General features: G+C 69.5%; 12 protein-coding genes. 3 read left to right on the top strand and 9 right to left on the bottom strand.

Annotation, left to right across the window (positions count from 1 at the left end):
* Positions 1–105 precede the first annotated feature (105 nt).
* The 5 genes from V7793_RS06530 to V7793_RS06510 all read right to left on the bottom strand — a co-directional run bounded on the left by V7793_RS06530 (position 106) and on the right by V7793_RS06510 (position 7,583).
* Complete coding sequence (locus V7793_RS06530) at positions 106–732, bottom strand: L,D-transpeptidase (protein WP_335581946.1); 627 nt, start codon at positions 730–732, stop codon at positions 106–108.
* 132 nt (positions 733–864) lie between these two features.
* Positions 865–3,918, bottom strand: a complete 3,054-nt coding sequence (locus tag V7793_RS06525) for a non-ribosomal peptide synthetase (protein WP_335581945.1) — start codon at positions 3,916–3,918, stop codon at positions 865–867.
* A gap of 355 nt (positions 3,919–4,273) precedes the next feature.
* Entirely contained in the window at positions 4,274–6,049 is a 1,776-nt protein-coding gene (locus V7793_RS06520) for an MFS transporter (RefSeq protein WP_335581944.1), read from the bottom strand.
* 315 nt (positions 6,050–6,364) lie between these two features.
* Positions 6,365–6,814 carry a hypothetical protein gene (locus V7793_RS06515; protein WP_335581943.1) on the bottom strand — a complete coding sequence of 150 codons (450 nt, stop codon included), beginning with the start codon at positions 6,812–6,814 and terminating at the stop codon, positions 6,365–6,367.
* A gap of 145 nt (positions 6,815–6,959) precedes the next feature.
* The gene (locus V7793_RS06510) at positions 6,960–7,583 is read right to left on the bottom strand and encodes a histidine phosphatase family protein (protein ID WP_335581942.1); all 624 of its coding nucleotides are present in this window, start codon (positions 7,581–7,583) and stop codon (positions 6,960–6,962) included.
* A gap of 329 nt (positions 7,584–7,912) precedes the next feature.
* Between V7793_RS06510 and tap the strand changes: the two genes are divergently transcribed.
* Positions 7,913–10,129, top strand: coding sequence for a telomere-associated protein Tap (gene tap, locus V7793_RS06505; protein ID WP_335581941.1), 2,217 nt, complete (start codon positions 7,913–7,915; stop codon positions 10,127–10,129).
* Positions 10,130–10,132: 3 nt separating this feature from the next.
* On the top strand, positions 10,133–10,687 hold the full coding sequence (gene tpg / locus V7793_RS06500) for a telomere-protecting terminal protein Tpg (RefSeq protein WP_335581940.1): 555 nt from the start codon (positions 10,133–10,135) through the stop codon (positions 10,685–10,687).
* Between the two features lie 268 nt (positions 10,688–10,955).
* On the opposite strand, the gene V7793_RS06495 is transcribed toward tpg, so the two are convergent.
* From V7793_RS06495 to V7793_RS06480, 4 genes are all read right to left on the bottom strand, one after another.
* Complete coding sequence (locus tag V7793_RS06495) at positions 10,956–11,390, bottom strand: VOC family protein (protein WP_335581939.1); 435 nt, start codon at positions 11,388–11,390, stop codon at positions 10,956–10,958.
* A gap of 68 nt (positions 11,391–11,458) precedes the next feature.
* Positions 11,459–11,749, bottom strand: coding sequence for a DUF2625 family protein (locus V7793_RS06490; RefSeq protein WP_335581947.1), 291 nt, complete (start codon positions 11,747–11,749; stop codon positions 11,459–11,461).
* Complete coding sequence (locus V7793_RS06485; protein ID WP_335581938.1) at positions 11,680–12,039, bottom strand: hypothetical protein; 360 nt, start codon at positions 12,037–12,039, stop codon at positions 11,680–11,682. Before V7793_RS06485 ends, V7793_RS06490 begins: the two co-directional genes overlap by 70 nt.
* Before the next feature lie 321 nt (positions 12,040–12,360).
* Positions 12,361–12,891, bottom strand: coding sequence for a hypothetical protein (locus tag V7793_RS06480; RefSeq protein WP_335581937.1), 531 nt, complete (start codon positions 12,889–12,891; stop codon positions 12,361–12,363).
* A gap of 180 nt (positions 12,892–13,071) precedes the next feature.
* Here V7793_RS06480 and V7793_RS06475 point away from each other — a divergent pair, with 180 nt between their 5' ends.
* Positions 13,072–13,335 (top strand): hypothetical protein, encoded by a 264-nt coding sequence (locus V7793_RS06475; RefSeq protein ID WP_335581936.1) that lies wholly within the window; start codon positions 13,072–13,074, stop codon positions 13,333–13,335.
* Positions 13,336–13,453 lie beyond the last annotated feature (118 nt).

The following is a 13,453-nucleotide window of genomic DNA, read 5'->3' as shown; positions in this document are numbered from 1 at the left end:
AAGGAGTGGCCGTCCGGTTCCCCGGGCCTGTCCGGCACGTCCTCCGCGCTGCTGCCGCCCCTGGTCTCCGGTGAGACCCAGCAGCCGGAGACTCAGCTCTGTGTGTCAGCTGACCTGCAGTGTCAGGTTGGGCCAGTGGTTCTCCAGGCGGGAGAACAGGTCCTTGATGTGGTCGGGGTGCAGCTTGACGCAGCCGTTGGACCTGTAGTCGCCGTCGCCGTCCCACCGGGTGGACTCGGTGGAGCCGCGGCCGCCGCCCTTGGTCATCTCACTGTGGATGAACAGGGCACTGCGGGTGACGGCCTCCTTACCCGGCCCGGGATGACACTTCTTGTCGGAGAGCTGAATGGCGTAGCCCTTGATCTTGCTGTCGCGGTGGGTCTGGTGCCCCGTCACCTGATAGGTGCCGTCGGGCAGCCATCCCTTGTTGCTGCGGCAGTCGTCCGTGACCCCCAGGCCGGATCCGGCGCGCCAGGTCTTGACCGGGATGCCGTTGTGAACCAGGGCGAGGGTCGAGTGGTCCGGGTGGTTGCGGTTCTTGGTGAACGCCAGGGAGTACCCGTCCGAGGCGTGCTCGGCGCCGACGGACGCCCGTGAGGCGGGGGAGGCCTGCGCGGGCCCGTCCTGAGCGGTGGCGTGGCCGGGAGCCGCCAGGCCGATCACCGTGAGGGGTGCGAGGCAGGCCGCTGCGATGACAGCTTCACGGAGCCGAGAGCGAGTTGCGGTGTTCACGAGGTTTCATCCTTTTCGTGTCGTGCCGCCGAGGTCATCCGGACCGCCAGGGTATGGCGATGTCACGGGGTCCGGAGGCGGAACCGGTCGGGGACAGCGCAGGGTGAAATGAGACCGAGCGGGTGTGCGATGTCAGGGGCAGCCGAGTGCCTCGCGGGTCAGGGCTGCCACCTGTTCCAGGGTCGGCTCGCCCGCGATACGGGTCAGTTGCGCGACGAATGCCTTTTCCTGTTCCGGGGCCAGCAACTCTTGGCAGACGGCCCCGGCCATGGCGAGCAGCGAGAGCGAATCCCCGCCCAAGCGGTGGAAGTCGGCCTGGGCGTCCAGCCGGGAGCGTTCCACCCCGAGGGTGCGGGCCCAGATGTCCGCCACCGCTTCCTCGACTGGATCCGTCGCGTCCATCGGATCCGTCGCTTCGGCCCCGCGCCTGTCCGAATTGGCCGACTCGCCGTCGAACGGGTCCGGCAGTGCCTTCGTGTCCACCTTGCCGCTCACTGTGTAGGGCAGTTGCGGCACCGCCATGGTGGCGGCCGGGATCATGTAGGAGGGCAGCAATTCGGCCAGGTGCCCGGCCAGCTCCGCTTCCGTCACGGGGGAGGCGGTCAGTACGTAGCCGTACAGGGCTTTGCCCGGGTGGCCGGGCCGCGCCCTGGTGACCACGACGGCCCGTTCCACCGCGGGGTGCTGCTCCAGGGCCTGGGCCACCTCGGCGGGCTCCACGCGGTGCCCGCGTACCTTGACCTGGTCGTCGATGCGTCCCACGTACTCGATCTCGCCCGACGGCAGGATCCGGGCGAGGTCGCCGGTGCGGTAGACGCGGCTCTCGTCGGCGAGGTGGACGAACCGCTCCCGGTCGAGATCGGGGCGGCCCAGGTAGCCACGGGCGAGCTGCGCCCCGCCGAGGTACATCTCGCCGGTCTCGCCGGGGGCGACGAACCGGCGCTCGGAGTCCAGCAGGAACACGGTCGTGTTGTCCGCGGGGAGCCCGATCGGTACCACGGAGCCCGCGCCGTCCACTTCGGGGTCGAAGGTGTGGGCGGTGCACCCGATGGTGGCCTCGGTCGGACCGTAGAGGTTGATGATGCGGCACTCCGGCCCGAACATCTCCTGGGCCCGTGCGGCCACTTCCACCCGCAGCTGCTCACCGACCACGACCACCGTCCGGTATCCGGTGGGCGACAGGTCGAGCCGTCCGATCAGGTCGAGGTGGGCCGGAGTGAGGTTCAGAGTGTTGGCGCCCGAGTGCTGCAACAGCTCGCGCAGCGAGAGGTGGTTGGGGTCGTCCGGCATCAGCACCACGCGACCGCCGGCCAGCAGCGGCAGGAAGACGGACGTACCCGAGACGTCGAAGGAGGGTGAGGTGAGCAGGGGCATCCGGGTGTCCGTGTCCACGTCGAACGCGCGGGTCGCCCAGTGGACGTAGTTGAGCAGGTTCCGGTGCTCGATCTGCACACCCTTCGGCCGGCCGGTGGAGCCCGAGGTGTAGATGACGTAGGCCAGGTCCTCGGGACTGACGGCAGCGTCCTCGTGGGGCCCGGAAGCGGGATCGGGGTCCGGATCGGGATCCGGATCGAGGCCGGGATAGGGGCCGGGATCGGGATCGCTCACCACGAGGTCGTCCAGAATCAGCGCCTTGCGGCCTGATCGGACACATTCGCGCTGGTCATAGGGTCGTTCCACCAGGCAGAAGGTGACGTCGGCGTCGTCCAGCAGGTCGGTGAGGCGGGCGTCCGGGTGCCGGACGTCCAGCGGGAGGTAGCACGCCCCTGCTCGGAGCACGCCCCACAGCCCGGCCAGTGCGGCCACGGTGCGGCCCGCCAGCAGTCCCACCACGCTGCCGGAGCCGACGCCTTGACGGCGCAGTTCGGCGGCGACGGAATCCGCACGGATGCTCAACTCCCGGTAACTTACGTCGCCTTCGGGGCCGCTGACCGCGATGCGGTCCGGCGTGCGCTCGACCTGCGCACGGAAGAGTTCGACGACCGAGCGGTCGGACGGCAGCGGGCGTTCGGTGCGGTTGCCCTCCCACTGCCGGTACTTTCCAGGGGACAGGGCCTCCTCGATGGTGTCCAGCACGGCGTCCGCGCGCTCCGCCATGCCGGGGCCGTCATGCCAGGCCACGGTCAGCTCCGTGTGCCCGCCGGTTTCCACCAGGTTGACCTCCAGGGGGCTGCCGGGGCTGGTGGTGCCCAGCGTGTAGACCGTGCGGGCGTGGAACTCCCCGGCACAGTAGTCGGCCAGGTCGACGCTGCCCATGTGGGAGAGGTAGGCCAGGCTGTTGTAACGGTTCTTCCGGGTCGCGAAGTGGTCGATCCCGGTGTTGACGGCCCGCAGCAGCGGCAGTGGCATGCGCAGCGTCGATTTGGCGAACGGCGGGGCCAGTTCGGCGTTTTCGGCCAGGGCGGTGAGTATCCGCTGGTGTACCTCCTGCCAGGTGTCACCATCGCTGACGTCCAGCCGCAGCGCGCGGACGAGTGAGGCGGTGGAGCGCGGTTCCGGGAGGTGGCGACGCAGGTCCACCGGTACGAAGAACCGTCCGCGCCCGGACCCGTACGTGCCGGCCAGCACCGCGGCGATCCTGGCCGTCGCCGCCGGGTGGCGGCCGTCCACGGTGCGGCGGCGCCAGAGCAGGCCGGGTGAGGCAGCCGGACGGCGGCCGAGCAGCGACGGCCACTCCATCTTGGGGGTGGGCAGGGCCGTCGGCGGGCCGCCGGGCCGGACGATCTGCTCGATCAGCTCCTCGTCGTTGAGCCGGGACGGCGCGCCGAGCGGATCCTCGCCGCGCAGCGCCCGGAACACGTCCGCGGCCCAGAGCAGGAGGCCGCGCCCGTCGGTGACGCCGTGGAAGGCGCGGAACACCACGGTGGAAGGCGTTCCGGGTATCAGTACCACTTCGCAGGTGGCACCGGAGCCGTCCAGCGTGCGGTGCAGGTAGGGCGCGCCGAGGCGGTCGTGGTCGCCAGGCGTACGGTCATGGTCGTCGGGCGTACCGGCAGCCACGGTGACGGTGGGAGGTGTTCCGCTGTCCACCCAGCGGCGGCCCCGGCGCATCAGCCGCATCCCGGGCGATGCCGCGGCGGCGACGGCCACCGCCTTGGCGAGGGCTTCGGCAGGCAGGTCGCCGTTGCCCTCCACCACGTGGACCACGCAGTGCCCCGGTCTCATGCCCAGGAACACCCATTCCATAGGGGATACGGCGCGGGTGTAGGGCCGGGAGCCGGCGGGGCCGGTGTGAGCGGTGACGTCGAGCGGCCCGGATGCGGAGCCGCTGTTGCGTTGATTTCTCAAGATTGATCGCAATCGTTGTGGCGTTACATCGACTCTCGCCGTGGGAGTCGCCGGCTTTCCGGCGGGCTCTCCGCCCGGCGAGTTCCGCACCGGTGGTGCGGCCGGGATTTCGGCGCGGTTCACCGCGCATGGTGCGGGGCGGGCTGGGCAGTGGGCCGGGCCCTGCCGCGGAATGGCTGCCCTGGTTCTTCGGCTGAGCTCGGTGGCCACCCCTCTGACCGGGAAGGCCGCCCGTCCGCCCCGGTGCGAGCCGTCAGCTCTGGCCGGCGCTCCGGCCGTTGCTCCGATCGCTGCTCCGATGGCTGCTCCGGCCCTGCGCGGGCGCGGCCGCCAGGACAGTGGCCTCCCGGGGCCCGGCGCCGGTGCTGGCGGCGGCCGTGGCCGGGGTGTCGTTCGGCGCGGCGTCAATGACCGGGACCTCGGATGAGCAACCGTCGGCGGACGGAGAGCCGACGACGTCCTGGGCGTCGGCCTCAGCCCGGTCCGGCTTCGCCTCCAGGGACGGGGGAGGGGCGCTTGCCGGGAGGTGGCGCATCAGGCGACCCCCCAGCAGTGCCGCGCCGACCATGAAGACCAGGCCGGCCAGCGCCGCCAGATGCATCCCGTCCGCGAACGCCGCCCGGGAGGCGGCGGCCAGCTCGTTGCGGGCCAGGTCCGGCAGCCGTGCTGCCACGGCGACCGCGCCGCCGAGCGTGTCACGCGCGGCGTCCGCCGCCTCCCTCGGCAGTCCGGACGGCATCGAGCCGGTCAACTGCGACCTGTAGACCGCCGCGCCGACCGCGCCGAGCACGGCGATCCCCAGCGAACTGCCCAGCTCGGTGGCGGTCTCCGAGGTCGCGGCGGCGGCACCGGCCCGCTCGGCCGGAGCAGCCGAGATCGCCAGGTCGGCGGTGAGCGTCATGGTCCCGACCGTGCCCGCGCACAGCACACCGGCCGCGGTGAGCACCAGCGCCACCGGGGAGCCGGGTCCCACCAGGGTCATCAGCCCGAAGCCGAGCGCACCCACCAGCAGTCCGCCGGCCATCTGATGGGCAGGGCGGACCCTGCCGGAGAGCACCGAGGACAGGCCGACCGCCACCCCCACCCCGGCACTCGGCACCAGAGACCAGAGCGACGCCGCGAGCGGGCTCATGCCCTTGATCAGTTGCAGGTACTGCGAGGTGAAGAGGGTGAAACCCATCATGGCGAACATGGCGACCGTATTGACGGTGAGCGCACCGCTGAAGGTCCTGATCCTGAAGAGGCCCAGGTCGATGAGCGGATGTGCCGCCGTACGCTGGCGCCGGACGAAGAGGGCACCCAGCACCAGGCCGGCGACCAGGATCAGCGCCGGAGCCGGGCTCCAGCCCTCGATCGCCAGCGTCTTGACGCCGTAGACGACGGGCAGGACCGTCGCCAGCGAGAGCCCGGCGCCCAGCAGGTCGAAGCGGCCGTCGCGGGGGGCGCGGTACTCGGGGAGCAGGAACGGGCCCGCGAGCAGCAGCAGCGCCATGACCGGTATGGAGAGCAGGAATGTCGATCCCCACCAGAAGTGGTTCAGCAGCAGCCCGCCGGCCACCGGCCCCAGTGTGGCACCGGCGGTGCTCGCGGCGGTCCAGGCGGTGATGGCGGTCTGCCGTTGCCTGGGGTCGTGGAACATGTTGCGGATCAGCGCGAGCGTGGAGGGCATCAGGGTGGCGCCGGTGATGCCCAGCAGCGCGCGGGCCGCGATCAGCTGGGTAACCCCGTGGGAGTACGCGCCCAGCAGGGAGGCCGCGGCGAACCCGGCCGCGCCGTAGAGCAGGAGCCGTCGGCGGCCGATGCGGTCTCCGAAGGCCCCCATCGGGATCAGCAGCCCGGCCAGCAGGAACGAGTAGCTGTCCATGATCCACAGCTGCTGGGTGCCGCTGGGCTGCAGGTCGCTGCTGATGAACGGCACGGCGAAGAACAGCACACCCATGTCCATCGAAAGGACCAGGGTGGGAAGCAGGAGGACGAAGAGCCCCGTCCAGGTACGACGATCGGCGAGGCCGTTTGGGGCGGCGGTCATGGAGGCGACGGTACGTATGTTCCATATGGCTGCATAGGAAGAACGTCCAACTCCATGGCGTAGGAGCATCGTTTAGGGGGGATTAGGGGGGCCGGTTACGGCTTGGTGCGTTCGTGCGGCTACGCAGCGTTGGCCGACTGGCCAGTTCCGTCTTGCTGCCCGTCGCCAACCTTGAGCACACATCACGCCCCCCCCAGCCGGTCCCAGCCGGTCCCGGTCGTGCCTGCCGTCGGCCTGGCCGGACTACCCCCGCGGGCGCGGGGGTGGCCTCCGGATGACGGGGAGCTCGCTCGCGCTGTGGCGCTGTTCCTTGTTTCAGAACGGCGGGTTGATCGCCGAGGAGTGGTTCACTGATGTCTCCTCCACTCCGAGCTTGTCCAGCCGTGACCGGATCGCGCTCGGCTGTCGCGCGAACCGCTCAGCGAGAGCCTCGATGCTGTCGCCGGCGGCACGTCTTTCCAGGAGGAGTTTTTCGTCCTCCTCCGACCAGCGCTGATAGGCGTTCCCGTATTGCTTCCTGATCTCCTCGACCGCATAGGCGCGAGAATCCGGTGGGGAGGCCGAGGGAAGCTCAACTGCACTGAGGTAACCGACCGGGAAGGTGCCGACCTCGGTTCCCTCGAGCCAGAGCGTGACCGCGCCTTCTGCGAAGGTCAGTACGTCTGCCCTGAGTTCCACGACCTTGCGCATGACATCCGGGTCCGCCGGGTCGAGCACGAAATCGGTGAACGTTAAACGGACTTGATGGTTGGGTATGGCGGTCATGAGCCGATCATGCCCAGCATGCGGCAGCAGAACAAGCGCAATCGATTCTACGTGCGCGACCCCTTGAGGCAGGCAACTGCGGGACCTGCGGATGCCCACTGGCGTGGTCGGCCACGGTTGCCTGTTGCGGGGGAGGGTCCCGCGATCAGATGTGGAGTTCGGGCGGGAAGCCGGTCCAGCGTAGTTCTGCGGGTAGGTGCCGCATGTCGTTGTAGAACAGCACGGAGGACGGCTTGCCGGGTGCGTAGCGGATGACCGTCAGAGCTGCGTTGCCGTGGTTGAGACCCATCCAGCGCCACTCGGGCGCGTCGAGGGCGGCTCGGATCAGCCAGCCGATGAGAAAGTTGTGTGTGACGACCAGTTCATGGCGGGGGCGATCCCCGTCGACCGGACCGGTGAATTCTGCGAGTGCTTCCCGGGCCAGCGCTGGACCACGGTTACGCTCCTCTTCCGGAACCTGAGCGAGGAAGCTGAGCATGGCGTCGGCTGAATCCGGCGGCAGCTCCGTCTCCGTAGGCAGGTAGGGGATGTAGTCGCCGGCCGGTTCCGACTGGTGCAGGGGGACGGCGTCAAGCTGTGTGCTGATCAGCCGGGCCGTCTGCTGCGCCCGGGGCAGTGGCCCGTGGTGCACAGCCGAAAGCGGGGTGTTCCGGAGTCGTTCGCCGAGCAGAACGGCTTGGCGCCGGCCGCGTTCCGTCAGGGTCGTCTCATCCGCAGACGCTTCACCGTGCCGAGCGAGGTAGAGGAATCGAGCGGCTGTGTTGGTCATGGTCCGGGTCTCCGTCGCCATCCGTGATCTTGTATGCCAGGGATGGACGCTGAGCTCTATGTGCGTAGTTCCGCCGCGGCTGCTCTGTTTCGGAGCGGCGTCGGTTCGGATGTCTGGGGTCTCCGGGGCTGTCCGGCTGCCGGTACTGTCCGGACACGGAGACAGGGCAAGTCCGTGCACCTCGCTTGTGCGTGGCGACCGGGACCGGGACCGGGACCGGGGCCCGGACGGCGATGCGCGGTCCCTCGAAAGGGTTAATGTGAAGGTTAAATCCATTCCCCGTGGTGAGGGTAAAGGTTGATAGGGTCCGGGGTGGAGGATGGAGGGACATGGCAACCGAGGAAGAGCTGTTCGCGTCCGTCGACGCCCTGCTGGCGGAGGAGCCGCAGCTGCCGCCCCCGGCGGAGCGGGCCCGGCTGCGCGAGGCCGCCGGTATCACCCAGGCCCGCCTTGCGCAGGCTTTGCGGTCGACGACGCAGACGGTGAAGAACTGGGAGAACGGCCGGAGCGAGCCGAAGCCGCCGCGCCTGGAGGCGTACCAGCGGCTGCTTCAGGGCTGGGCGGAGAAGTACCCGAAGCACGGCACCACCCCGACCTCAACCCCTGCCTCTGTGCCTGCCCCGGCGGCGGCGCCGAACCCGCGGCCGGTCCCCGGGACGTCCACCGCCCCGGCTACCCCTGCTACTCCCGCTACCCCCGCTACCCCCGAGACCGAGACAGCACCACAGTCTCCCGGCAACGGCAACGGCAACGGGAGCGGCACCGGTATCACCCCCGTCACCCCGCCCGCGCCGGAACCGGAACGCCCGGCCACCGCCCGCCCGGAGACGTCGCGCCGTCCGGTGAGAAAGCCTGCTGCCCAGGCCGCCGGCACTGACCCGCGCTTCCCGCACGGTCCCCTCGCTGTCCTGGACGGCGACGGTCGCGCCTACGGTGTGGACGGCCTCGTGCTGGACTGCCCGGCGTCCACTGTCCCGCAGTTGGTGGAGTGGGCACTGGCCGAGTCGGGTCTCGGGGCCCCGCGCCTGCACCGCAACGGCAAGGATGCCGACCCGCTGATCGTTCTCACTGCGGCCGCCGCGGTGAAACTCGGGCTCCCGGAGCGGCTGGAGGGCCCTGAGCAGCGCCGCTCCCTGCGCCTGGACGACGAGCATCCCGTGGTCAGGCAGATCACCCGGGCGAAGTGGAAGCTCACCCAGCGCGGGTTCGGTCCCTGGGCCCGGATCTACCGCCCCGCCCAGGCCGGGCAGCGCCAGTGCGTACAGCTCGCCATCCTCTCCTGGGACGCACTCGACACCCGATCGTGGCCGGGCATCACACAGAGGGAAGCGGCCGACATCGCCCACGCCCTCGGCATCTACGCAAACCGGGTCATCACCCCGCGCGGCAGCACAGCCGTCTCCGGGCTGGAACTCATGACAGCACTGCGCCCACCGACCCGGGCCGTGCAGGACCGCAGCACCGGCAACTGGGTCGCGGGCCACAACCCCGGCAGTCTCGGGACCGAGCCGGTGGACCCGGCGCCGCCGGAGGCCACCCCCGAGCACCCCGTGGTCGTGGGCAGCGGCTGGACCGGTGGCTTCCTGGACGAGGAGGCGTACCAGTGGGTGCGCAACATCGATCTGCTCTCGGATGAGGAGTGCCTGCTGCCGTTCGCGGTCGGCCTGGACCTGAACACGGCCTTCCTCGCCGCGGCCGCCCGGCTCACCGTGGGCCTGTCCGGCCCCGAGCACTTCGTGAACCCGCCCTTCAATCCGAAGATCCCCGGATCCTGGCTGGTGGACCTGTCCCGCATCGAGCTGGACCCCCGCCTGCCCAGCCCGTTCACGCCGACCGGGGAACGACCGACGGGCCCGGCCTGGTACCAGACGCACACCGTCGCCTACGCCCAGGAGCTCGGCTGCAACGTCGCCCCGATCGAGGCGTACCTGCGGCGGGAGACCGGCGCCTACCTCGACCCCTGGCACGACCGCCTCAAGACCGCCTACATCGACACCCTCGCCGATCTCGGCGTCACCAAGGACCTGGACGACCAAGCGTTCCTGGCCGCGATGGAGCGGCACAAGCAGAACGACCCGGGCCTGGTAGCCGTCCTCTCCGCCATCAAGGCCACGATCAAGGGCGGCGTGGGCAAGCTGCGCGAGCGCCCGCAGGGCCGTCACTACAGGGAAGGCGAGAGGTGGCCGGCCTTGGAGCGTCCGACCTGGCGCCCGGACATCCGCGCCGCCGTCATCTCCAAGGCGCGGGTCAACATGCACCGCAAGCTGCTCAACATGGCCCGGATGACGGGCTTGTATCCGCTGGCCGTGCTGTCCGACTGCGTCGTCTACCCCAGCCCGGGCCGCTCGCCGCTGGACTTCCTGCCGTACAGCGCCTCCGGCAAGCCGCAGCCCGGCGCGTTCCGCCTCGGGCCGACCCCGGGTCTGGCGAAGGTGGAGGGCGTGCAGGAGATGTCCTGGGCGGTCGACCTGATGGAGCAGGGCTTCAACCCGGCCCGCCACATCAAGGGCGACGGCCACGACGCATCGCTGGACGAGGGGGAGTAGGCCGTGGGAGACATCGATGAGGCCATCGAGCGCGCCGACCAGGAGGCGTTCACCCGCGAGCCGCCCAAATCCGTCCAGGCTCGCGTGAATTTCCTGATCAGGCAGCTCAAGACGACCAAGGCCGTCGCCCGGGAGCTCGGGGTCACCCAGCGGTCGGTGGAGCGCTACCGCACCGGCGAGCGCAAGAATCCGCCGAAGCCCATCGTCGACCGCATGGACGCGGCCGTCCGCGCCCGCTGGCAGCCGCAGGTCCGCAAACGGCGCCGCCGCAAGGCCGCCACCGCCACCGGCATCACGGTCGAGACCCGGGCGCAGTTCGGCTACACCGCACCGATCGGCACGACCGACGACGGCCGCTTCCGCCGCCTGACCGTCCACCTTCCCCCGGCCTATGCGCAGCGCCTCTTCGACGCCAAGCAGCAAGGAGCAGGCGACCAGCGGTTGCGCGAGATCGTCGCCGAGGGACTGCAAGAGGTGTACTTCAAGGACGGCGGTCGCCGCGCCGGCGACCTTGAAGTCGCGTTCACGAATATCGACTATTTCGACGTCTCGTTCTGACCGCACCGGGCCTTTGCAGCTGGTCTTTGACCCTTGAGGCATCGATGCCGGATCGGATTCAGCGAGGCGTGGAACACCGGACCTGTCTGATCGAGCTTGTCGCAACCGGTTGAACCGGTCGAACCGGGCGGACGGCTCGCCTGTCCCGAGCACCTGATTCGACGATCTGTACCACAGTGCCCCGATAGGTCGGGGGCGATTCCTCGTCTTGGCCCATGGGGACAGGGCCAGGGACCAGGGGCCAGGATGAGGACACCTTCGCGGTCGCTCAGTCGAGACAGAACTCGTTGCCCTCGATGTCCTGCATCACGAGGCACGACTCGTCGTACTCATCGGCAAGCAGTAGCCGTACGCGTACAGCGCCGAGCGCGACCAGCCGTGCGCATTCGGCCTCAAGTGCGGCGAGGCGCTCTTCACCCACGAGCCCGGTGCCGACCCGCACGTCGAGGTGCAGCCGATTCTTGACGACTTTGCCTTCGGGAACGTGCTGGAAGAACAGTCGCGGGCCCACACCTGAGGGATCGATGCATGCGAACGCTGAACCCTGACGTTCAGGCGGCAGTGCGCGATTGAAATCGTCCCAGGTGGCAAACCCCTCCGGTGGCGGCGGTACGACGTACCCCAACACCTCGCACCAGAAACGAGCGACGCGCTCAGGTTCTGCGCAGTCGAAGGTGACTTGGAACTGCTTGATCGACGCCATCGTTCCACCATAGTGGCGCGTGCTGTTCGCCGGGACCCGTGGGTGTCATCGCCGCGGCGGGAACCCGGTCACACGTCGCCGAGGAACCCGGGATCAGACGGCCCCACCTGCTGGGCGAAGTCCGCTGCGATTCCGATGACCTCGCCCATCGGCACAGGGCGTCGGCTCGTCGCCGCGAGATCGCCATGGGCCTCCTCGGACCACAGGAACGGATGTAGGGAAATGCCCTGTGAGAAGGCCAGGGCTGCAGCCTCCTCACGCCAGCCGGACCCATCCTGCCTCCAGGGTCTTACTTGTCCATGTTCAGCCCGATCGCCACCATCACGCCGAGCACCACGATGACGAGGCCCACGATCCAGGCCAGGCAGCCGGCGGTCGTCTTCACCGTCTTTCGTGCTTCCGCCCGACGGCCCAGTTCCTCCGGTGTCACGGCCGGCCCGAAGGCCCGCCACAGTGCGCGGACGGACCAGAAGGGGCTCATGGCGATTCCGTAGACCAGCAGGCAGAGGTAGTAGAGCAGCTCCAGGAACTGGGCGATGAACGCAACGGCCGCCAGAAAGGGAAGCAGCAGCAGGCCGACCAGCAGGCCCTTGTCGTCGAGGACCCTGCCGAGCTGCGGCTTGGGTATACGACGTCGAGGTCGGTGCACACCAGTCCTCGCGTCAGTGGCTGAGGGGAGGTCCGTGGTTGGTGCGGTGGCTGGTGGTGCTGGGTACATGTGCTGCTGATCCATAGCGGGCGAGCCTACCCGGCCGTCCGCTCCGCTCCTTGACCATCACAAGGACCCTGGGGGCAGCGCTGACCTGCCTGGTCCGGGTGGCGGCGGTCTCGGCGCCCTGGTGGGCGATTTGCAGTGTGCCGACGCCGACCGAGGCACTGGAGGCGCTCGTGGCAGTCAGCTATGACCGGACGCAGCCCGGTAGACGAGAGCGTGGCGGACGTCGCACGTCGCAAAGGCTGGGCGGAGTGATCACTGGCTGTGCTCCAGGACGACCCTTTGGAGCTCAGCTGCGGAGTCAGCGGCGAGCCGGTAGATGCCCTGGAGGCTCGCCGACCTCATGAGTCGTCCTTCATCAACATGCTTGAGCTTGCGCTCGCCCCGGCGCGAGGTGAAGGTCAGACGCTCCAGGACGTCGGCAGGGACGACTGCACTGAAAGTCAGGGGAGAGCCTGGCGGCCCGAGAAGCACTTCCGTCACACAGCCGGCCTTCAGCAGCCGCCAGTCCAGAAGCTTCGTGTAGTCGTCATCATGGAGCTCCGACCCGGCATGCTCGTACGGGATGATCCGCGACACTTCCATCGCTCCCAGGACGTGGAGACGTGTGCGGAAAGCCCGGACGGGATAGATCGTGTCACCGGGCTGAACACCTGCACGCTGGAAGCTCGGGAGCGACTGGTGCGGACCGCCGAACAGCATCGTCAGGCGCTGTCCGGCGTACCCGGATCGCTCAAGCTCTCGGCAGAGATCGTTGGTCCACAGGGCCGTGTAGGAGTTTGGCATGGCAGAACCGTAGACGCCCCCGCTGACAGTGCCCCTGTGCCCGCGGATGGCCGGGGTCGGGGGACACCGGCTCCTCGTCATCCGAGGCCGGCTCGACCGGGCCTCATCGCGCTGACCACCGGGGATGACCGGCCTGAGGACCTCGTCGCCGATCCCCGGGACACGGGCGCCGGGAACTACTTGGCCGCCCCGGAGCAGTTGGACGCCTGGTACCGGACCCACTGGACCTTCCGAGCAGAGGGCGAACCCTTCGACGCCGCCGGGACGGTGGACGGCTGGATCAAGGGCATCTACACGGGCAACAGCTATGGCTTCATCGCACACAGCGGCATTCTGTCCGAGGAGAAGAGCCCCGGCGGGGTGCACCTGTACACGGTCAAGGCAGGCATCGACGGTGTCACCGACCTCGAACAACACCGCACCGACCTGCTGCCCAAGCCGTAGCCGAGACCCTGGGGCCGGGCTCGTGGGCTCAAGCCGCAGCGGGGGAGGAGGCCTCCGCGCAGCGCGCTCGCAGACAGCCGGCACGGGTTCCGGCACTGAAGGACACGGCGTCGACGAG

Origin of the sequence: Streptomyces sp. KLMMK, assembly GCF_036961605.1 — a bacterium.
Taxonomy (GTDB): domain Bacteria; phylum Actinomycetota; class Actinomycetes; order Streptomycetales; family Streptomycetaceae; genus Streptomyces; species Streptomyces telluris.
The sequence above is the reverse complement of the archived record's forward strand: the minus strand, read 5'-3'. Positions and strand labels throughout refer to the sequence as shown.

What these genes read in the sequence shown, in the direction of transcription:
- V7793_RS06510 (WP_335581942.1), bottom strand. Translation starts at nt 7,583, where the DNA reads ATGACCAACACAGCCGCTCGATTCCTCTACCTCGCTCGGCACGGTGAA.
- V7793_RS06520 (WP_335581944.1), bottom strand. Translation starts at nt 6,049, where the DNA reads ATGACCGCCGCCCCAAACGGCCTCGCCGATCGTCGTACCTGGACGGGG.
- V7793_RS06480 (WP_335581937.1), bottom strand. Translation starts at nt 12,891, where the DNA reads ATGCCAAACTCCTACACGGCCCTGTGGACCAACGATCTCTGCCGAGAG.
- V7793_RS06515 (WP_335581943.1), bottom strand. Translation starts at nt 6,814, where the DNA reads ATGACCGCCATACCCAACCATCAAGTCCGTTTAACGTTCACCGATTTC.
- V7793_RS06495 (WP_335581939.1), bottom strand. Translation starts at nt 11,390, where the DNA reads ATGGCGTCGATCAAGCAGTTCCAAGTCACCTTCGACTGCGCAGAACCT.
- V7793_RS06525 (WP_335581945.1), bottom strand. Translation starts at nt 3,918, where the DNA reads ATGGAATGGGTGTTCCTGGGCATGAGACCGGGGCACTGCGTGGTCCAC.
- tap (WP_335581941.1), top strand. Translation starts at nt 7,913, where the DNA reads ATGGCAACCGAGGAAGAGCTGTTCGCGTCCGTCGACGCCCTGCTGGCG.